The sequence below is a fragment of the Paenibacillus sp. genome, assembly GCF_048976745.1.
In the GTDB taxonomy this organism is placed as follows: Bacteria; Bacillota; Bacilli; order Paenibacillales; family Paenibacillaceae; genus Paenibacillus.
Genome location: NZ_JBHGUU010000009.1, coordinates 108,004 through 129,632 on the forward strand (window position 1 = coordinate 108,004; position 21,629 = coordinate 129,632).

The 21,629-nt window shown below is 45.7% G+C and carries 14 protein-coding genes; 13 read left to right on the forward strand and 1 reads right to left on the reverse strand.

Features of this window, described 5'->3' with window-relative positions; translation table 11 throughout:
• Positions 1-58 precede the first annotated feature (58 nt).
• From ACE3K2_RS16125 to ACE3K2_RS16175, 11 genes are all read left to right on the forward strand, one after another.
• Positions 59-1,558, forward strand: a complete 1,500-nt coding sequence (locus tag ACE3K2_RS16125) for an extracellular solute-binding protein (RefSeq protein WP_145323911.1) — start codon at positions 59-61, stop codon at positions 1,556-1,558.
• A 24-nt stretch (positions 1,559-1,582) separates the two neighbouring features.
• Complete coding sequence (locus ACE3K2_RS16130; RefSeq protein WP_421892104.1) at positions 1,583-2,686, forward strand: glycoside hydrolase family 88/105 protein; 1,104 nt, start codon at positions 1,583-1,585, stop codon at positions 2,684-2,686.
• Positions 2,687-2,794: 108 nt separating this feature from the next.
• Positions 2,795-4,306, forward strand: a complete 1,512-nt coding sequence (locus tag ACE3K2_RS16135; RefSeq protein WP_421892107.1) for an extracellular solute-binding protein — start codon at positions 2,795-2,797, stop codon at positions 4,304-4,306.
• A gap of 345 nt (positions 4,307-4,651) precedes the next feature.
• Positions 4,652-5,920: an S-layer homology domain-containing protein gene (locus tag ACE3K2_RS16140; protein ID WP_421892110.1), complete on the forward strand. Its 1,269-nt coding sequence runs from the start codon at positions 4,652-4,654 to the stop codon at positions 5,918-5,920.
• A 396-nt stretch (positions 5,921-6,316) separates the two neighbouring features.
• Positions 6,317-9,610 carry a DUF5704 domain-containing protein gene (locus tag ACE3K2_RS16145; RefSeq protein WP_421892112.1) on the forward strand — a complete coding sequence of 1,098 codons (3,294 nt, stop codon included), beginning with the start codon at positions 6,317-6,319 and terminating at the stop codon, positions 9,608-9,610.
• Between the two features lie 171 nt (positions 9,611-9,781).
• Positions 9,782-11,833, forward strand: a complete 2,052-nt coding sequence (gene pulA, locus ACE3K2_RS16150) for a type I pullulanase (protein WP_421892115.1) — start codon at positions 9,782-9,784, stop codon at positions 11,831-11,833.
• A 478-nt stretch (positions 11,834-12,311) separates the two neighbouring features.
• Positions 12,312-15,188 carry a type I pullulanase gene (gene pulA, locus ACE3K2_RS16155; protein ID WP_421892118.1) on the forward strand — a complete coding sequence of 959 codons (2,877 nt, stop codon included), beginning with the start codon at positions 12,312-12,314 and terminating at the stop codon, positions 15,186-15,188.
• Between the two features lie 279 nt (positions 15,189-15,467).
• Entirely contained in the window at positions 15,468-16,097 is a 630-nt protein-coding gene (locus tag ACE3K2_RS16160) for a 50S ribosomal protein L25 (protein WP_017686870.1), read from the forward strand.
• Between the two features lie 160 nt (positions 16,098-16,257).
• Complete coding sequence (locus ACE3K2_RS16165; protein WP_421892121.1) at positions 16,258-16,779, forward strand: hypothetical protein; 522 nt, start codon at positions 16,258-16,260, stop codon at positions 16,777-16,779.
• A 272-nt stretch (positions 16,780-17,051) separates the two neighbouring features.
• Entirely contained in the window at positions 17,052-18,029 is a 978-nt protein-coding gene (locus tag ACE3K2_RS16170; protein WP_421892124.1) for a helix-turn-helix transcriptional regulator, read from the forward strand.
• A gap of 40 nt (positions 18,030-18,069) precedes the next feature.
• Positions 18,070-18,432 carry an HIRAN domain-containing protein gene (locus tag ACE3K2_RS16175; protein WP_421892127.1) on the forward strand — a complete coding sequence of 121 codons (363 nt, stop codon included), beginning with the start codon at positions 18,070-18,072 and terminating at the stop codon, positions 18,430-18,432.
• 53 nt (positions 18,433-18,485) lie between these two features.
• Here the strand turns inward: ACE3K2_RS16175 and ACE3K2_RS16180 are convergent, their stop codons facing one another.
• Positions 18,486-19,589, reverse strand: coding sequence for a glycosyltransferase family 4 protein (locus ACE3K2_RS16180; RefSeq protein ID WP_421892130.1), 1,104 nt, complete (start codon positions 19,587-19,589; stop codon positions 18,486-18,488).
• 216 nt (positions 19,590-19,805) lie between these two features.
• Between ACE3K2_RS16180 and ACE3K2_RS16185 the strand changes: the two genes are divergently transcribed.
• The gene (locus ACE3K2_RS16185) at positions 19,806-20,117 is read left to right on the forward strand and encodes a DUF3817 domain-containing protein (protein WP_339297757.1); all 312 of its coding nucleotides are present in this window, start codon (positions 19,806-19,808) and stop codon (positions 20,115-20,117) included.
• Positions 20,118-20,394: 277 nt separating this feature from the next.
• Positions 20,395-21,213: a TerC family protein gene (locus tag ACE3K2_RS16190; protein WP_421892958.1), complete on the forward strand. Its 819-nt coding sequence runs from the start codon at positions 20,395-20,397 to the stop codon at positions 21,211-21,213.
• The last annotated feature ends 416 nt before the right edge of the window (positions 21,214-21,629 follow it).

Sequence of the window (21,629 nt, forward strand, 5' to 3'; positions counted from 1 at the left end):
CGTGACAGGGTTCAAAGTCAATTCAATATGACTGCATAAAAAGGGAGGTTTTCATGTGATGAAAGCAACAAAAAAGAAAGCCGTAGCTGTCTTGAGCACACTGGCACTGGTGACGGGTTTGCTGGCAGGATGCGGATCAGACGAGGGTCAGGCTGCCGAGGGCGGCGTACAAAATGTGTCCATAGCTATTGCGCAAGTGGGTGATGTGCCAAGCAAAGGCAATGAAGTTCAGCAAAAGATTGAAGCGTATACGAATACCAAACTGGATATCCAGTGGATACCGGCTTCAGCCTATAATGACAAAATTAACGTGATGATCGCTTCAAGCGATATGCCAAAAATTGTGAAAGTGCAATATAATCCAACGGTGACCAGCGCGATGCGCAATGACGTGTTCTGGGAAGTGGGGCCTTTGCTGAAAGACTACAAAAATCTGTCGGCACAGAACGAGCGTTTTTTTGACAACATCAAGGTAGAAGGCAAGATCTACGGGGTTCCTGTTTTCTCGGATATTGCGCGGGCTACAGTCATCTATCGCAAGGACTGGTTCGAGAAGCTGAATCTGAAGGTGCCAACGACACCGGATGAATGGTATGAAACGATTAAAACACTGGCCACCTCCGATCCGGATGGAGACGGTCAGGATAATACGTTTGGACTGATGCTTTTCAAAAAATACAATGAGGACCAATATTCCTTCACGACGCGCCTTGGCGTAAGTTTTGGTGCTCCTAACAAGTGGAAGGTCGAGGATGATGGCAGCTTCACGCCGGAATTCATGACCCCGGAATATATGCAGGTGCTGGATCTGCTGAAACGTTTGTACGATGAGAAACTGCTGAACCAGGACTTTGCCGTATTTGACTCGACGGAAGCGGAGAAAAAGTATGATTCCGGTGTTGTGGGTATCCGTGTTGGTGTTGCGCAGAACGGAAAAAGTCAGCAGGAGCGTCTGTCCAAAAACAATCCGGATGGTGTGGTAGACATCGCTGGTTTGCTTGGACCGAACGGAGATCGTGTTGCAGGACAGACGGGTAACTCGGGAATTCTGGCATTCCCCAAATCGACGGTGAAATCGGAAGAAGAACTCAAGAACCTGCTCTCCTTCCTGGATAAACTGATGGACCCTGAGATGGCGACCCTGTTGATGCGTGGTATGGAAGACAAACATTACACCAAAGTGGGCGAAGATCAGGTGGAGATGAGTGACTTCGATGCATTCCAGCGTGAAGTGAAACCTTACCGTGACAACCTGCCTTATGTCGAAGGATATAACGTACCGAAATTGAAGGATACGGAACTGGGTGAAAAAGGTACGGCACTTGCTAAGGAACTGGCGGAGCACGCTGTGCCAAATCCTGCGCTGACGTTATATTCTCCAACGTATGGTGACCGCGGGGCAGACCTGGATCAGATGATTGCAGATGCGCAAACCAAATACATTATGGGCAAGATCGATCAAAGTGGCTGGGAAAAGGAAATCGAGAATTGGGGCAATGCTGGCGGAAACAAGATTCGTGAGGAATATGCCGAAGATTATAAAAAACAGGCTCAATAAAGAGCCGGAAGCGGAGGCTTGATCATGAAGGAAACACTGCAATTGACATCGGTGCGCATGGCACAGCAATTCATGGAAAGTTATCGCAACCATGAGCTGTACTCCACTTGGCATTATGAGAATGGCTGCCTGCTGAAAGCACTGGAGGAGCTGTATACGCACACGGGGGAGCAAAAGTATTTTGATTACATCCGTGAGCTGATGGATCATTTTGTTCAGGAAGATGGTTCGATTCGCTCTTATACGATCGAGGAATATAACCTGGATCAGATCAATCAGGGGAAATCACTGTTCCTGCTGCTTGAGAAAACGGGAGAAGAGAAGTATCGCAAAGCTGCGGATGTGCTTATGACTCAGCTCAAGGGACAGCCACATACGAGTGAAGGCGGATTCTGGCACAAAAAGATTTACCCTTTCCAGATGTGGTTGGATGGATTGTACATGGCCACTCCGTATCTGACCCAGTATGGCGCGGTGACGGGTGAAGAGAAGTGGTTCGACAAGGCTGCATTGCAGCTCTTGCTGGTGGAGCAACGTACACGTGATCCGCGTAGTGGTCTGCTATACCATGCCTGGGATGAGAGCAAAGAGCAGCGCTGGAGTTCGGGGGAAACGGGCTGTTCTCCACATGTCTGGAGCCGGGCGATGGGCTGGTATGTGATGGCGGTTGTGGATACATTGGATCACCTGCCAATAGATCATCCGCAGCGAGGGCAGATTGTGGGCATCTTCGAACGGGTGGCAAACGCACTTGTGCATGTGCAGGATCAACAGACCGGACTATGGCCACATTTGCTGGATCAGCCGGGACGTGAGCGGAACTATCTGGAGGCCTCCGGGACCTCGATGTTTGTTTATGCATTGGCCAAAGGTGTACGTAAAGGATATCTGAGTGGCAAGTTCAAAGCGGTTGCGGAAAAAGGGTATCAGGGTCTGCTGCAGCATTTGCTTCAAACGGACCGCGAAGGTGTGCTGTCCTTGACGCAGTGTAATGGCGGAGCAGGTCTTGGAGGAAGCCCATACCGTGACGGGTCCTACGAGTATTATGTGACCGAGTCCATTCGCATCAATGATCCGAAATCGGTCGCTCCGTTCATTTTGGCAGGGGTGGAGATTGAACTGGCGTAATGCTGGTTCTTTTCTTCAGATCACTTATGATAGCGCATACATGATTGGTTTGAGTGAAATGAGGCAAGTTTGCTGAACAATTTGGCTATCCAAAAGGAGAGATGGTTCATGAGTCCAAAAGGTCCAATGTCCCGTTTAGGCGGAATCGTTGTAATTGGTGCAATGTCCGCTGGATTGCTTGCAGGTTGCGGGGGGGAAAAAGCACCTGCTGCAGGGGAAGGTAAACTTCCCATTTCCATCTCTTTAATGCAGGTAGGTGATATACCGGGCAAGGAGAACGGGATTGAACAAAAGATTGAGGAATATACCAATACGGATGTTAATGTACAGTGGATTCCGCAGTCTGCTTTTGATGATAAAGTGAACGTGATGGTTGCTTCAGGCGAGATGCCGACCATTATGCGTGTGAATTATGTACCGACAACGTTTAATGCCGCCAAAACGGGATTGTTCTGGGAACTGGGGCCATACCTGAATGATTATAAAAACCTGTCTGCCCAATCCGAGGCTTATTTTAACAATATCAAAATTGAAGGCAAGGTCTATGGTATTCCGAACTTTCGCGATATTGGACGGACTGCGATCGTATATCGCAAGGACTGGTTCGATACATTGAAGCTGGATATCCCCAAAACGCTGGATGACTGGTATGAAGTGATGCGCTCTATTCGTAAAGATGACCCGGACGGGAATGGTAAGGAAGATACGTACGGTGCATTGTTATTCAAAAAGTATAATGAGGGCGTCTCCTCCCCACTGACGCGGATCGCTGTAAGTATCGGTGGCGTTAATAAATGGGGAGTGGACGATGCCGGGAAACTGACACCGGAGTTCCTGACCACCGAATATGTGGATACGATGAAGCTCTTCAAGCGACTGTTCAGCGAGGGGCTGATTAATAGTGATTTCCCTGCCCTGGACCCTTCTGATGCGGACAAAAAAATGGACTCGGGCCTCGTTGGCATGAAGCTGAACGGTGTTGCTCAGAACGGAAAATCTTCTCAGCAACGGCTTACGCCGAATGCTCCGGATGGAGAGATTGATGTGGCTCCGTTCCAGGGACCCGACGGCATTCGTATTGCCGGGGAGCCAGGAAACTACGGAATGCTGGTCATCCCGAAGGCATCCGTTACGGATGAGGAGCAACTGAAGAAGGTCCTTACGTTCCTGGATCAGTTGATGGATGAGGAATTGAGCACGTTGCAGCTTCGTGGATTGCTCGATGTGCACTACACCAAGACTGCGGATGGGAAAACCGAACTCAAAGATTTTGACGCTTATCAGCGTGAAGTGAAGCCATATCGGGATAATCTGTTAAGTATTGAAGGTTATAACGTTCCTGAACTGGTCGATGTTCCCATTGGTATGAAAGGTACCAAGATGGCGCGTGAAAATGAGCAGTACGCCATTGCCAATTCGGCACTTACTTTGTCTTCGGCGATCTATACCGAGCGTGGTCAGGAGCTGGATCAGATGATCTGGGATGCGCAGACCAAGTACATTATGGGTAAAATAGATGATGCTGGTTGGGAGCAGGAAATCGTAAACTGGAGAAAAGCCGGTGGTGATCAACTGATCACGGAATTGGAAGCATCCTATAAGGAATTGAACGGAAAATAAAACTGGATGAAATAAAAAGGTTGATCAAATGGAATGATATGGTTTATTCTATGAGTGAGTTTATTTTTCCAATATCATACGAAAGACCACACCCTTAAAGCATAAGGCTATGAATCTGCGGATTCATGGCCTTTTTTTGTGTTTTAAGCGAATGAAGTGGGTCTATGGAAGGAGCGTTGCACGCCTTGAAGTGATGGGGATAGAAGAAAAATAATACCAATAGCCTAGTACAACATGGTAGAATATTGATTATTATGGCAAATTTAGGTTTTGGTTATGAAGAGAAGTGACTAGGTTGACCAAGTAAAGCATCCCCATACTAAGGTACATAGGAGCGTGAGTAGATTGAAGAAACGAATTGAAAGTCACGAGAAGAAGAAAAAACGGAATGTTTGGATCGTCGGGTTGGTAACGACAGCTGTATTGGCAGCAACACTATTACCGATTGGCTCCGTACATTTGACGTCAACAGCGAATGCTGCATCGGGAACAAGTGATACTGCTCTTAGCAAGTTCAAAGATATCAAGGGTCACTGGGCTCAAGCGACAATTGCCAAAGCTTATGAAAAAAATCTGATCTCTGGTTATCAAGACGGAACGTTTCGTCCCAATGGCAAAATCACACGTGGGGAATATGCGACAATTCTCGCCCGAGCGACTGGACTGGAGAAGGTAGAAGGGCAGAATTCCTTTGCTGATCTCAAGGGACATTGGTCTGAAGCGGCGGTTAGCCAGCTTGTCGGACAAGGATTCATTAATGCTGGCGATTACGCCAAAGGGTTCAATCCGAATGTGGAACTAACGCGTTACGAGATGATGAAATGGATTGCAAATGGACTGATCAAGTCCGGAGCCAGCTTCCAGGATGCTTTTAACGATACGACAAATACGTTACTTCCTACACCGGAAGTGAACCGCGGCACTATTCGTGCCGAGCAGATTCCGTATCTTGCCCTTGTTCGTGGGACAGGCATTGTCGGTGGATTCCAGGATGGCACATTAAAACCTGCGGATTCCACCACACGTGCAGAAGTATCGGCCATTTTGCTGCGTTATATGGATGTGGAGGGCACGGATGCCGGGAAGTATAGTGACCTGAATGAGATGAGAGAGGTCGGCACGACAGGTACGAATTTAACGACGATTAGTAATTATTTTTATACTAAGAACTCTGTCAAAGTAAGTGATATATCTAAAGAGAAGATTAATTTATCAAATAATTCTGGGGTAGTTACACTTCATAGATATATTGTCGTAGATGTTACTCAGGGAAAAGAAAAAAGCGTCTATGCACCATTATTTATTGGTCCAGAGACACATCTTTTCAAAGGTAATTACATGGCTTTCGCAGATATATCTTTTACATCCAAAATTGATAAATCCAACTTAATCACATTTAATGGAGGCTTATACAACGGTTTTTTACAGTTTAATCGATTGGACCTTAAGCAAGCATCCAAGAATGGCTTAATTACTATTCCAGAAAGTTCAAGGGATTTGATAAAAAAAGATGTGGAGAAGAGGTTTTGGGTTACTTCCGTTTTAGATGGTGAAAATGGAGCATATTCCTTTAATCAAAAAAGTGAAAATATACTAAAAATTCAAAATATGTAAGTCAAAATTAATGGTGGTGGAAAATTTTTGTATTCACATATTGAGAAGAAATCCTTAATTTTTATCTCAATTTTTCTTATTACTATATTAGGTTTAAATTTAACATCCTCAATAGAAGCTGCAAGTTCAGATCCGTATGGACCTAAAAAGCAAAAAGTATCTAATACGGTACAGTCTGAAAAAAGGATAGCTAATCCAGGTGTTTACTGGTATCAACTTGATAATGGTAATTTTAGGGCAGACCATACTTCTGGACCAACTCTCTCAGAGAACCTTAATGCTAATACATGTTCTAAACCATACCCAGCTGAGAGGGACATACCTAACGAAGTTGATTTTTCCATATGGCCAGCTGTACAATGGCCAGAATTCCAATCCCAAAGAGTTACACAGCGAATGGTAGAAAACATTCGTATTAAGAGCGTAGATTATCAAACAAGCAATACGCAGTTATTCTATACTGGGGTTGGTACTACGATTATAAGAGAAGGTAGTACAGTAGTAAAAATCATTACCAAAACAGGAGGCTCCCATCAAGTAACTGAGTGGAATGATTATGATAATGGTGGTAGAACAAATCAAGGTTGTCTCAAGCAAATAGTTGCCTACCATACACCAATGGACATTATTTGGGAAGGCGATCTGGTTGAAGAGAAAGAAATCGATGTAACACCAGATTCAACTTTAACAATCGGTCAGACAAAGCAAATGAAAGCCAATGTAAGTACGAGGCACTACGGCGAAACAGATTTTAACACTGGCATCGACGTATCCCGCAGGGAGTCGGAGATCAAATGGTTTTCTTCTGATGAGACGATTGCGAGTATAGAGTTAAAAACAGGGATGTTAACGGCCGAAAGTCCAGGCACGGTCACAGTGCGTGCGATCTGGAACAATGGTACATATCTGATCTCGGATACCGCCACCATAACAGTCACGTCTGAGCCAGGACTTGTTGTGAATCTGCCGAATGCTTGTAAAGCCAATACAACACCTCTACAGGCAGAAGCTGTTCTAACCAAACCGGATCGCACTGTTCATAAACTGACGGCTCATCCCAAATTGACGTGGCAGAGCTCGAATCAGACTATAGCCACGATTGGTGCTGATGGCAAAATCACGACAAAAGGGATCGTGGGTAGCACTACCATAAAAGCCCATTTTCTTGATTCAGCTCAGCAACTGGATGAACAAGGGACTCAGGTCCTTGAGGTAAAGGACTGTACGGATAATGGAGAAGGGGGGAATGATGGTGATCCGGGGGGCGATCCTGTGAACGCTTGCTCAGTGACCATCAGCCCACCTAGTAGAGGCACGGTTATCGAAGCATCGGTTATGGACCCATCTGTTCGAGGTGTGTTGAAGGCGGATGATCGGGGATCTGAGAAGTTCGATGTTACCCGTGGTATTCCAACTTCGGAAGATCTCTACGCCAATGTCTTGGCCAAGGAATATCTGTTTCAGCACCGTTGGGTAAACATGACAGGAACGGTGACCTACAACGTAAATGTGAAAAGGGTTTATCATAAAACCTGGACGATTCCGGGAAGGGCATCTACTGGTGAGGGGGATCCAGGAACACCTCCTGAGCCCAGAGAACTTGACGTCCCTGGGGATAAAACCATGCAAGTAACAAGGACATATAGCTATTGGCAGATCGATAACCTGGAGGTATACAAGTTAAATGAGGCCAAGGTATCTAACTATGCGCTAGGTGGTTATGGTGGAACCGTGACCCTGATGCCAAATGCATATACACCACCAACTTTGCAATCAGCTATGGATACTGCGGTTACCAATCATGTGAAACCTGCGCCATGTCAAGAAATTGATCTTGGCATCAGAGGGGTTCCGGGTGGTTCGACTGAACCGTCTACGCCAGATGAAACGTCATTGTTCCAATCTGAAGCTGAAGCGATGGTTAGAGAGAACACCGTTAATAACGATAAGGTAACTTTTAATGGAGCGACAATTATGGATCCTGCCCCAGTGGATAAATCAGCTCCGCAACCGGGAACGATCCCCCAGCCTGGCATGATTGGAGATGATGTTCTGTACCAGAACCGTCTGACGATCAAGAACACATTGATGAACAAAGCTAACCAGCCTACCACGGGTGAGATTGCATATGTACTGCTCCCTGGTAATGTTAACGGAGGGCAGGATCAGAAGTTCCCCATTCTGGGCATCAACTCGGTGACAGTACATACTCCAGTTGTGAACTATGCATGGGTGTCAGATGATCAGCCCCATAATCAGAAGACTACGCCTGATCCGACCAGAGCTGCACTTATCTTAGAGCGTCCATTCATTGTACGAATCCCAACTTCAGGGCAGCACCTGGAGGCTGCGAGTTACCCGGGCTATGGAAACCGTGATTATGCAAAATATTTCCGTATCAAACAGGTTCGTTTCCCATTCGATGTTTATAACGGCGCCAGAAGCCAGTTTATCCCGGCCCTGACATGGATAGATATTCCGGTAAATCAGTTGGACACCTCTTTTTATCTTCCCGTATGGGTAGATGAGGGGAATTACCAGATTGAGTTTCGTAATATCGCCGAAAATGCACCAGCTAGTTTCACAGAACAACAGGATGCCAACACAAATCTGACCCATCACGTCGCAGCAGATACCGTTGCAGTCGAGGTTATCGGACGATTGTATGATTTTCACATCACGGATATTTCAGATTACAACTGGGAGAATGTTTTCCGCAAGCGGATAGGCAGCCCGGAACCAACGGGTGTGAGCTACTGGACCGGAGGAAACAGTATCGACGGAGATCCCCGAGGTAATGTGGCTCCCTATGTCCTGCCTATTCGTCCCGGCAGTCATCCGGTACAAGGTTTCCGAAATGTAGCAGTGAAGACGGGGTACCACCTCAAGTTTGATTTGAAGACCAAGGGCAATATGTTTGGGAAACAGGATGGTATTCGAATTACACCGACGTTTTCTTTTGTGAGTAAAGATGGCACTACCCGGCAAGAAGTGGATTTATACTACCATCGAGTACAGGAACGACTCATTCGTATCGGATCGGCACAAGATTTGGAAAAACGCTTTGTTGTCCTGAACTCACGGTTGCGGAATGTACCCGGTACGGAGTTAGGTGATACAGCGCGCTACCAGTATACGTATGAACTGTCGGAGGAGGAACGCAATCAGGGTACAATGGCGGAATATATGGTTCGTTTCGTGGATCAGACCTCTCATCTTAAAACGTGGGTAGGTCGTTATGACTGGATGATTCTTCCTTCACAGATACGCACGCTCATTGGCCCCAAAACAGATATTCCATCTGGTGTTAATGTGGATCGGGCAAATGCAGCGATTCAGCGCTGGTATGGCGAATATAGCTTGCCAGCGGACGTATATGCTGTTCCCAAAGGAACCAATCTGGAACTGCTCGCCAGACAAAATCAGTTGGATGAGAAGGCAACGGTATTTCTGAGGGACGGTTACATTGTAGTTAACTTCAATATCGAAACTTTGCGCAGCGGCAATACGAATGCACCGCACCTGCAGTATATTCATGCACCGTTGATGAATCAATGGCAAATGGAAGGTTTTGATAACAAACCGGTAGATGGTCAGGGGGGAAGCTGGTCGATGCAAGATGGGGACGTGGTTTTGTACCATGCCGATCAATCCAGCCGTAATGACTTCCAATCCCAGGTACCACATTAGAGAGATATCGTTTTACCCATAAAGAAGGCAGGCGTAATGTGAATCTACATGACGTTTGTCTTCTTTTGTGAAATTTGGATTATGGTTGGGCAGCAGAACGGGTATAAAGGGTAAGGAGCACTCGTTCCATCCATATTCATTAATTTTTTCAACGAGAGGGGAACCACACATATGATTGAAGAGGATAAGCAGGAAATATTGATTTCAGAAGATACATACAAAGGAAGAGATCTGGGTGTCACATTAGAAGCACAAGCCTGTCGCTTCAAAGTCTGGTCACCGTTAGCCGTTCAGATGGAACTACTTCTGTACCCGCCTTTGACAGGGGGGACACCGGAGGAAGAGCCCAATCAACGGAAACAGCAGGCGTTACCTATGCAAAAGAAAGCACAAGGTGTCTGGGTTCTGGAACTGGAGGGCGATTTAAGTAACTACCGTTACATGTACAAGCCTACTTTCGAAGATGGACATTCAATCCCTGCTGTAGATCCTTACGCACGAGCAGTGACCATGAATGGAGAAATGGGTGTAATTGTCAGACTGGAGCAGACACATCCGAAGGGATGGAGTGAGGATATTCGCCCGGAATTGACCAGTCCTGTAGATGCAGTCCTGTACGAACTGCATGTACGCGATTTTTCCATTCACCCCTCATCGGGTATAACGAATAAAGGCAAATACATGGCTTTTACCGAGACGGGTCTGCATGATTCGGAGGGCAACACACTAGGGATTGATCATTTGGTTGAACTCGGGATCACCCATGTGCATCTGCTTCCTGTATTTGATTTTGCGACGGTGGACGAATCCAGAGTAGATGGGGATACGACGGATGGCTCCAACTATAACTGGGGATATGATCCGCTTCATTATAATGTCCCGGAAGGTTCCTATGCATCACGTGCGGATGATCCGGAGACACGAATCCGTGAGTTCAAATCAATGGTGCTTGCCCTTCATAACAAGGGAATAGGTGTCATTATGGATGTGGTATATAATCATACGTTTGATACGGAAGGCAGCTCTTTTGAAAAATTAGTACCCGGGTACTACTATCGACAAAATGCTGATGGGACCTATAGCAATGGTTCAGGTACAGGCAATGAGGTGGCTACTGAACGTGCCATGGTTCGCAAGTTTATTATCGACTCAGTCCGTTACTGGGCAGAAGAGTACCATGTGGACGGTTTTCGCTTTGATCTGATGGGCCTGATCGACACAACTACGATGAAACAGCTTGCAGCGGAATTGCACACCGATGTGTCCCCTTCCATATTGTTATATGGTGAACCATGGGGCGCACTGGATTCGCCGCTTGGGGATGAGATGACCCTAAAAGGAACGCAGCGCGGTGCGGGTTTTGCTGTGTTTAACGATAATTTCCGCGGTGTGATCAAGGGAGACAGTGATGGCATGGGCACGGGATTTGCGACGGGCGCGGACGGGAAAGAAGACGAATTGTGGACTGGCGTCCGGGGAGCCATTCAGGATTTTACGGATGGTCCATCCGAGACGATTAACTATGTAACGGTGCATGACAATCTCAACCTGTGGGATAAAGTCGCACGCACACAAGGACTACATGATACCTTGAATTTTCTCACCTATGACAAGGATGGAAGTATTCGCGGTTGCGAAAGTGTGGAAGAGGCTGTAGAGAAGGCAAAGCCTTACTTGCAAATTGATTCGGAACACGTGCTGGAGAATGAGACGGTTAGGCGTTGTCTGCTTGCCAATGGTATTGTTCTAACCTCCCAGGGTGTTCCCCTGATCGCGTCTGGAGATGAGCTGCTTCGCAGCAAATATGGAGATGCCAACAGCCACCAGAGTGGGGACGCAGTTAATGCCATACATTGGGAGCAAAAGCAGCTGTTCAAGCCGGTGTTTGACTATTATCGTGGGTTAATCCTTCTTCGGCGGGAGCATCCCGTATTTCGGTTTCGTACACGGGAAGAGATCGAGAAGCATGTTCGTCTAATCGAAAAAGGTAATGGGTTATTGGCGTATGAACTGAATGGTACAGCAGCCAGCGATTCATGGAAACGCATTGTTGTCATCTATAACGCGTCAAAAGAAAACCGTGACATCTCTGTTCCCACAGGGACATGGAATGTGATTGTAGAAAAAGGACAAGCAGGCGTGGATACGATACGTACCATACAGGGCGGACAGGTACATGTGAATGCGCTATCCATAACGGTGATGTATTCCGATTCCCGATAAACAGCATGTTTGCCAAGCATTGAAGGCTGCCAACAGGCCATTAGTAAAATCGCTAACAAGGACACGTTCAAGATATCGAATCAAATCTAATCAAATAAATTGAGATAAAACAAATCCCCCTTTCCCGTAAGAAAGGGGGATTTGTTGATACGTCAGGCACCATTGGCTTGGTCACAGGACTATACTTCGTCATGTGTCCACCTTTTTTATGTTGTGCATCAGTTGAGTATTTTTAGTCTCAACCCAATGACATCCTGCCTTATATTCTTGTATAGTTCAAACTTTTTTTGTCGGGACAGGTACAAATGCTGTCAATCTATGGCACTTGTTTTCATATCCTATATTTTGAAAGCGATTGCTAATTGAATACGCAAATGGAACCGATATGATGTACAGACAACCCCGGGTTGACAAATCACGTCCTGCTCCGTAACATCGGGACAACACGAAAACAATGGATATAAAGGCGGTGGGAACGATGCCGGAATGGACTTCTTTTCGATACGAAGGCAACGATCTTGGCTTAACATATACTCGTGATGCAAGTACTTTTAAATTGTGGGCACCTACGGCACAACAGGTTTATATATTGGTTTTTGAGGATGAAGGGCATTACAACGAGGAGGGTAAGGTTCCGGAGCATGAGGGTGGACGGGAACATTCCATGACACGGGATGCAGACGGAATATGGACGTTGGAACTTACAGGCAATTGGGCAGGACATTATTACATGTACCGCATTATCCATGATGATCAGCGGATTGAAGTGGTTGTTGATCCTTACGCCAGAGCGGTAACAGCTAATGGGCAACGAACAGCTATTATCGATCCTGAGACCACCAATCCGGTCGATTGGGAATTGGATGTCAAACCTGCTTTTTTGCGTCCTGTTGATGCCGTGTTATATGAGTTGCATGTCCGTGATTTCTCCTCAGACCCACATGCAGATATTCCGTATAAGGGAAAATATCTGGCATTTACGGCATCCGGTCTGACGGATAGAGCAGGCAATAGCATTGGGGTAGACCATCTTGCTGAACTGGGAGTCACTCATGTACATCTTCTGCCTGTGGCGGATTATCAGACGGTGAATGAACTCGCTACGACGGATGTTGGTTCCAATGTCAGAGCACCATACAACTGGGGATATGATCCGCAGCATTATAATGTTCCTGAAGGTTCCTACGCTACCGACCCTCGTGATCCGGCAGTTCGAATTCGGGAATTCAAATCACTCGTACAATCGCTGCACAGACAAGGCATTCGGGTTGTACTTGATGTTGTTTATAACCATACGTATAGCGTGGAAGAGGGACCTTTTGAACGGATTGTACCAGGCTATTATTACCGTTATCGGGAGGATGGTACCCTTAGTGATGGTTCTGGTGTAGGCAATGAATTGGCGACAGAACGTCCAATGGTGCGAAAATATATTCTGGATTCTCTCCGATATTGGGCAGAAGAATATCATGTGGACGGATTTCGATTTGACCTTATGGCCTTGATTGATACGGATACGATGAATGAATTGACACGTGAATTGCGGGAGCAGATCGATCCGGCATTCCTGATCTATGGAGAACCCTGGACAGGTGGAGATTCACCTTTGGACCGCAAAACGTTAAAAGGAACCCAGCGAGGTCAGGGATTTGCTGTATTTAATGATCACTTTCGCAGCGCAATCAAAGGGGATAGTGACGGTAGCGGCAGAGGGTTTGTCACGGGTGCCGGAGGACAGGAATATGAGATTCTCAGAGGATTAGCCGGAGCACTGGATGATTTCACATCTTCACCTGTGGAAGTTGTCAATTATGTAACTGCCCATGACAATCTTAATCTGTGGGATAAAATTGCAACAACAATGAACCTTAGACATCAATTAGGATTTCCCGTATGGAAGGACGGACAGCCCGTGGGTGGCGGGAGTGCTGAGTCCGCTGTAACAGCAGCAGATCCTTATCGGTATGTGGATGCAGATGATGTTTTGGATCATGAGATGGTTCGTCGCTCGTTACTGTCTTCCGGCATTCTGCTTACTTCTCAGGGAATTCCGTTTCTGCATGCAGGGGATGAGATGCTCAGATCCAAAGCCGGTGATCATAACAGTTATCGGAGCGGGGATGCGGTGAACGCTATCACATGGGCCAACAAATCACGGTTTAGACCGGTGTTCGACTACTATCGTGGTCTTATTCATTTACGGCGAACACATCCCGCTTTTCGTATGATTGATGCTGAACAGGTACGAAATCACCTTCGTGTCATTCGTGCGGATGGCAATGTAGCTGCCTTTATGTTTCAGGGTGGTGCGAATCAGGACACCTGGAATCAGATTATGGTCATCTATAACGGCTCGGAACATGAGCAGCATGTGGACCTGGGGGAAGGGGACTGGCATGTCGTAGTTAATGATCATCAGGCTGGTACAGACCTCATCGAGACTGTTCGTGGCACTGTTCAGGTAGAACGATGGTCCTTAATGGTACTGTATGATACAGAGCATGATGGAGGTGCTGAGCCGTTAACAGTGGAGATTAGTTTTCCTCGCCAGGTGTATAGTCCGAAGGAGACCACTCAACTGCGAGCGATCGTACGGGACAGCATTGGCAATGTGGTAGAAAAAGCTCCAGTTACCTGGACTTCTTCTGATCCGGATATTATTCAGATCCAGCCTGATGGAACAATCCATGCACTGGAACAAGGGGAAGCTTCGATCACAGTCCACTGTGGGGACATAACAGCAAGCTGTATGTTACAAGTGGATTATCGTCATGCGGAACGAATCGAAATTGTGGGCGAACCAGTCATGTACATGACTCGAATCAGTCGCTTCCGTGCCTTGGTTCTGGATCAATTTGGTCAGCCGCTTCAGGATTCGAATATACGCTGGAGCTCTTCTCATCCAGAACTTGCAGCGGTGAGTGCAGCAGGGATCGTACGTGCGATGACACCTGGAGTAACCCATATTATTGCTGAAGCTGGAGGAATCCGGGCAACTCTTGCCGTGACGATTCATAAACAGATTTCGCGAACCGTCACGCTTCGATACGAACGGGAAGACCAGCATTATGAAGGTTGGGATGTCTGGGTATGGGGCACAGGTATGGAGGACGGAGCAGTAAGGCTGGAACAAGTTGGCAATGCCGCCGAAGCCCGCTTCCGCGTTGCTCCGGGTCTGCATCACCTGGGATTGATCATTCGATTGAACGAATGGGAAGCTAAAGATACGTGCGGAGATCGTTACGTGGACATTGTACCTGAAGATGAGGACGTGCACATTATTGTCCGTAGCGGATCAGACGAGATGCAGATCATTCGCGAAAGCGAAAAAACGGAGGATCGTGATAGCGCATAGTTTCTTAATTTACAACATCGAAAGTAGTTCGTCAAAACCTTGATAAACCAGCAGTCGGAAGAGATTCCGACTGCTTTTTTGGTCTGATTATACGAAGCATAGCTTAGCAAAAAATAAAGAATTGTCCTGTTTCGTGTTTGAGATCCTCTATCATTGGGGTAAATATAGATATGGCCCACGATTCGGCCAAAGGAAAAAGACCATGATGGTCTATAAGCGAAGCTTTAGCGCTTTCCAACAAATATAATGTAGTGATCCCTTGAAGGAGGATGTTCAATCATGAAATCCAACGGAAAAATGGCTCAACTTACAGCAACGCCAAGAACGGAAAAGAAAGGTGCAGCACTTCGCCTGTTAAGACAAGGCGGACGAGTTCCTGCAGTCGTTTACGGCCCGGGACTTGAAGGTGCTTCAATACATGTAGATGAAAAAGAAATGCTGAAAGTGGCACGCACAGGCCGCTCTGAAATGTTCAACCTGAATGTTGAGGGTGGTAAAACGGTTCCGGTACTGATCAAGGATCAGCAAGAGCGTAACGGACGTTTGCTGCATGTCGACTTTTTGCAAATTTCCAAGAACAAACCAATCAGCGTAAGTGTATCGATCGACTTCCAGGGTACAGCAGCCGGTTCGAAAGCTGGCGGTGTATTCCAGACACAGGAGACACAGTTGGAAGTAGAAGGATTGCCTGCGGATCTGCCAACGTCAATTGAAGTTGATGTTAGCGGATTGGATATTGGTGATCGCTTGACTGCTGCGGATATCAAACTGGATAAGGGTTTGACACTCGTAACTTCACCTGATTCGATTATCGCGTCCGTCATGCCGCCACAAGCGGCTGAGGAAGAGCCAACGGCTTCTGCTGAGGATGCTGAACCAGCAGCTGAAGAAAAAGCTACAGAAGAATAAACCAAGCTTAGGGATCTCAGCAGATCCCATGCTTAGCCGAAGCCCAGTCCTAGTGACTGGGCTTTTTATATTTTCAGGACAAGAGAGATTGTGTTATTCGCATGGAGAATGAGAATGTACTACAATACATCTTAAAGGGTAAGAAAGTAGGTTTAATTCAATGTTTGATCCAACGGTGTATGACAATCTGAAAGTCGGATTTGAGAATCATCTCTATGATATGGATAACCTGGATGAACGTATTCAGATTACAGGGCGTAAAGATCAGCTGGAGATGGCTGTGATGTCCAGAGAGTTCACATTACAATTCTGTCTCAGGAATCGCCCGGAAGTAACAGGAGAGGTCGTATTAAGCAGTTCCCTTGAGGAGCTTGCAGCGGAGATACTGGAGACGCCTGGGGCGCATCCGGGTTGCCGTTTGGAACTACGTTTTGGCATGGTTGTGAAGGAACCTGAGAAGCAGTGCCCGGCCATTCGTCGGATGTTACAGGAGAGCTGGCCTGAGCAGAGGATGTGCCAGAACATCCGGTATATCTTTGATGAACAGCCAGTTACATATAACGTCACGGCTCACGTTTATTTTGACCGCAGTGTGAATGAGGATCAGATGGGGGATATTGCTGAACTCTGTGAGCATATGGCGAATGTGATGAATCAATTATTACAGTTGCATAACCAGTAATTCTGAGAAAAGCCTTGTCTCTTTGTAGAGATCAGGGCTTTTTTTGTATTATTTTTAGAAAATTGTATAGGCTTTCAGGCTTAGGTTTAAGGGATTTTTGGTTAATGTTTTACGCAAGCAAGTAAGAGAATGTATATTAAAAGGGGGTAAGAGTGCAATTGGACTATACAAAAATGGTGAAATTGCGAAAATAATATTGGGACTAAAGATTTAGTTCTGTACTAAAGGAACTAGTTTTCCTTGCCGATAAAATATCGAAGGGGAGAAACTACATGACAGAGAAATTAATTCGTCTGCTGCGTATACTTCAGGCTATACAAGCAAATCCTGGAATTTCGGCCAAGGAATTGGCGCTGAAATGCGGTACGACTGTACGCACGATTTATCGTGATCTCCGGATTTTGGATAGGGTCGCCCCGATTATGAATGAAGGATACGGCAAAGGTTACCGATTTATTGGTGAGTTTGCGATGTATCCATTAGATTTTACTGAACAGGAAGCAATGGTTTTCTCCTTGCTCCCGTCCGTAGTTGATACTTCCAAGTTACCTGCTGAGTTTGATTCAGCTTTTGACAAGGTTATGTCGGCTCATGCCAAATTAAAATCAAGAAACAGTGACATTGTAGAGAATATTGCGGGAATTATTCGGATGGGCACGCCAGCTTATCGTGAGGAAGGAAAAGACCCTAATTTGCTAATTCCCATCATCGAAGCTATTCTAAGCCAGCAAACCATTCGTACTCAATATCATACGCTGACAAGAAATGAGATCACAGTTCGCGATATCGATCCCTATTATCTCATTCCACGTGATCAACGTTTTTATTTGATTGGATACTGTCATTTGCTGCAAAAAGTTCGATTGTTTCGAATTAGCCGTTTTTTGGATGTGATGCGAACAAATGCCGGTTTCGACATGGGTGATTTCAACATAACACAGTACATGAAAAACACATGGTCTATTGACCGTGGCGATGAACATATCCATTTCAAGGTGAGATTCTCTGAGAAAGTGGCCCCCTACATAAAAGAAGAAGAAATGTTTGTTCGCCCGCGAATGACAAATATGTCGGATGGGGGATTGTTATTTGAAGTGACACTGAATAGCAGCAGAGAATTTTTGAAATGGTTGTATCAGTTTGGGCCTGAGGCAGAGGTACTTGAACCTCTTGAGTTTCGTAGAGAGATACGCAGGCAACTTGTGGAGTGGTTGAAACATTATGAAACGGATGTACCATTGCTAAAATAAATTTTAATTATGGAGAAATACCCGAAAAGGAGCAGGTGATATGAGTACCAAATTATTCGCAGCTATGTATGGGATGGACCATTTCCATGGCGTGCAAGCTTTACATGTGGGGGATACCGTGTATCTCGTCAAAGATCCGGATAATCGCTTGGATCATCAGGCGATTAAGGTTGTTATTCCACCGATTGGAGCCGTAGGTTATATCGTTAATGATCCACTTGTCGTACCTCATGGATGTTGGACCGGGACGGCATTCTACGATGTATTTCATCAACTAACGTGTGCCAAAGTACGATTCATGATGAGAGATATGGTTATTATGGAGTTGATTGAGATGAGTCATATTCCTGTTCCTCAAATGGATTCTTTGATTACGGGATGGCAATTTCGTGAAAAAGCTTGATCATCTTATATAGTTTTTATTTTGGCAAAATGATCATTATAACAGGAGAAGGCTCATTTGCGGATGAGCCTGGTATAGGTGGCTTCCAGATGCATGGCTGTTCTGGCCCAACTGAAATGTGCCCTCGCGCTGTCTCGGCCGGCCTTCCCTAATATCTTGGCAAAAGTGGGATTGCTTGCAAGTTTGTACAGGCAAGAGGCAAAACTTTGGGGACGATTATAATTGGTGACAAGGTATCCATTGATACCTGATTCAATAATCTCACGAATGCCTCCGTTATCAGAAGCAATGACGGGCAATCCTGAAGCCATCGCCTCAACATTAACCAGGCCAAAAGCTTCATGTTCTTGAGATGGACAGACCAGACAATCGACTGCCCGATACAACTGATCGATATGCTCATGGTTTATCTGACCACGGAAGGAAACATGGATTTTTTGTTCATGGGCAAGCTCGCGAAGTTTACGCATATAATACGGAGGTCCTTTGCCAGCAACAACCAGTTGAACAGGCATCTGTCGCTGAAGGATGGCAGTTGCACGAACTAATACGTCTACACCTTTTCCGGGGATAAGCCTGCCGACATACAGGATAGAAAATGGTTTAGTTATTCCAAATTGTGTACGCAGATGAATCTGTTCCTCGCTGGATTCAACAGGCCTGAAACGGCTTAAATCTGCACCCAATGGTACTACACTCATTCGGCGTTTTACCAAGGGAAATCTGCGGCCTAGCCTTTGTCTCAGAGATTGACTGTTGACGGCAATCCAATCCGCTTTTTTCATCATTGTGAGTCTGGAAGGTCCGGGCTGAGCAAACGTTAACGAGTGAAGATAGAGTACAACGGGGGTGCGTGGAAAAGCTCGTTTGATGGTCGCCATACTTCGTGGCCTGTTATCCACTTGAATGACATCATAGGGTTGTTTGGACAACAAACGGATGACTGCTTTGGTATACCCGACAGGACTCGAAGCAGGGACACGTTGAATGGTGATACCGTCGATCTGTTCTGTGTTGGCGAGACCTTTCATATGACGACTTATGATGGTCACCTGATGGCGGTCTGCAAGTTCGCGGGCGATTCCCAGTATACAGATTTCCACGGAACCGTTGCCTGGCAAAGGTAATTTCTCGGGTGCAATCATAACGATTTTCATTAACAGGCTCCTCCTTGTCCGACATCTGTAACAATCTTCGTCATATATCTTATGAGGAACGGAGACATTTGGCTCCTGCCAAAAGGTAGGTGAACCACCCATATGAGCGTGTAGGAATATTCTGATGTAATGCATAAAGCGGAAATATTCAGCTTTTGTGATATACTGTACGGGAACAATTGAATTCGTTACATGTATAGAAGCAGGAGGAAAATAATGTTACATTCTACGCTGGGGCGCTTCCGGCTGATGTTGTGGTTGCAGGGAATTTCGTACGTGTTGTTGCTGTTTGTTGCTTTTCCGTTGAGAGATGCCGGGGTTATGCCGCAGGCTGTTACATGGTTTGGAAATTTGTATGGTTTTTTATTTTTAATGTATTTGTTATTTATGGTGAGTATGTACACCTCACAGAAGTGGCGTCTGCGCCGTCCAATTGCTCTGTTCTTCGTTTCTTTTATTCCACTGGGCAATATGATCTACGATGTTGTCGTATTTCGTAAGCTGTACCGTCAACTAAATAAAGCTTGACTTTATTTAACGTTATGAAATATTATGGGTATAGGTTAAACAACCTGTTTCAACTAAAACTACATATTCCTGTTAAAGGGGAGTAGCTTTTACAGTAAAGTCGTCAATTCGGGATCATATCCCCGGCTTTATTGGCAGCAATTTTGTTGTTAGCGAGACCTTTACCAAGTTTTCATGCTCGGTAAAGGTCTCTTTTTGTGGATAAAAAAGGACCTTACCAGTGATGGTAAAGGTCCTTTTTTTTGTACATCATAAGGATATTAAGGAGGAGTCAATGTTGGAAGTTTCATTATTATTGGAATATGGGTGGGTGCTGGCTGTCTTAGTCGTTCTTGAAGGATTACTTGCAGCTGATAATGCATTGGTACTCGCAATCATGGTTAAACACTTACCTGAAGATAAGCGCAAAAAAGCGTTGTTCTATGGTCTAATGGGTGCATTTGTTTTCCGTTTAGGTTCGTTGTTCCTGATCTCTTTCCTCGTCGATGTATGGCAAGTACAAGCGATCGGTGCCCTGTATCTCCTGTACATTTCGATTAACCACATCGTTAAAAAGATACTCGGTAGTCGCAATAAGACAGATGAAGCAGCTGATTCAACGCCCAAGAAACCGAAAAAACAATCCGGTTTCTGGATGACCGTTTTCAAGGTCGAAGTAGCGGATATCGCATTTGCAGTTGATTCCATTCTGGCAGCTGTTGCTTTGGCCGTGGCGTTGCCACCAAGTGGATTGCCTGCAATTGGGGGGCTTGACGGTGGACAGTTTATCGTTATCTTCCTCGGTGGATTCATCGGGCTTGTGATCATGCGTTTTGCAGCCTCGTACTTTGTAAAATTGCTTCATTCCCGTCCAGGGCTTGAAGTTGCGGCTTTTGTGATCGTAGGTTGGGTAGGGGTTAAGCTGGCAGTTATTACACTCGCACACCCTTCATTGGGTGTTCTGGATGAGCATTTCCCGGAAAATAAAATTTGGAAATTCGGATTCTATATTGTACTGATCACCATTGCGGTATGTGGTTGGTTCCTGTCTTCCAAAGTTCCTGAAAAAGAAGACGAAAATCCGGTTGAAGAGTTGGAAAAACAAGCAGGACTGTAATAATCATGTTACGCTAACAACATCATTATTATTGGGGAAACAGGGGATTGTCCTAGGACAATCTCCTGTTTTTGTTTACATATGCAATATGCAACATGGCCCAATTTCCAAGAAAAGGGTTGACACATTAATTTCAGTCGCTTTAATATAAGACTAACATGAACGAAGGGAGGCCGAGAGACATGATGCTTGGTTATGATCTGAATCAAACAGGGCGCACGGTAGATACAACTTCATATCAGGCTCATCGTCACATTGGCCTCATACGGTCGACATAGGAGGTAGGCATATCGTTTAGCGGTATTATAATCGATATGCGTTCTTCGCTTATATTATAGCGATGGATGATAGACACACAGCATGTTTATGCTGTTCTGTTCTCCATTATTGTCATTCAGTAGAAGTCATGGGCGATT

Excerpts from the sequence above, each read along its gene's own strand:
- ACE3K2_RS16125 (WP_145323911.1), top strand. The coding sequence starts at position 59 with ATGAAAGCAACAAAAAAGAAAGCCGTAGCTGTCTTGAGCACACTGGCA.
- ACE3K2_RS16130 (WP_421892104.1), top strand. The coding sequence starts at position 1,583 with ATGAAGGAAACACTGCAATTGACATCGGTGCGCATGGCACAGCAATTC.
- ACE3K2_RS16135 (WP_421892107.1), top strand. The coding sequence starts at position 2,795 with ATGAGTCCAAAAGGTCCAATGTCCCGTTTAGGCGGAATCGTTGTAATT.
- ACE3K2_RS16145 (WP_421892112.1), top strand. The coding sequence starts at position 6,317 with ATGGTAGAAAACATTCGTATTAAGAGCGTAGATTATCAAACAAGCAAT.
- pulA (WP_421892115.1), top strand. The coding sequence starts at position 9,782 with ATGATTGAAGAGGATAAGCAGGAAATATTGATTTCAGAAGATACATAC.
- pulA (WP_421892118.1), top strand. The coding sequence starts at position 12,312 with ATGCCGGAATGGACTTCTTTTCGATACGAAGGCAACGATCTTGGCTTA.
- ACE3K2_RS16160 (WP_017686870.1), top strand. The coding sequence starts at position 15,468 with ATGAAATCCAACGGAAAAATGGCTCAACTTACAGCAACGCCAAGAACG.
- ACE3K2_RS16165 (WP_421892121.1), top strand. The coding sequence starts at position 16,258 with ATGTTTGATCCAACGGTGTATGACAATCTGAAAGTCGGATTTGAGAAT.
- ACE3K2_RS16170 (WP_421892124.1), top strand. The coding sequence starts at position 17,052 with ATGACAGAGAAATTAATTCGTCTGCTGCGTATACTTCAGGCTATACAA.
- ACE3K2_RS16175 (WP_421892127.1), top strand. The coding sequence starts at position 18,070 with ATGAGTACCAAATTATTCGCAGCTATGTATGGGATGGACCATTTCCAT.
- ACE3K2_RS16180 (WP_421892130.1), bottom strand. The coding sequence starts at position 19,589 with ATGAAAATCGTTATGATTGCACCCGAGAAATTACCTTTGCCAGGCAAC.
- ACE3K2_RS16185 (WP_339297757.1), top strand. The coding sequence starts at position 19,806 with ATGTTACATTCTACGCTGGGGCGCTTCCGGCTGATGTTGTGGTTGCAG.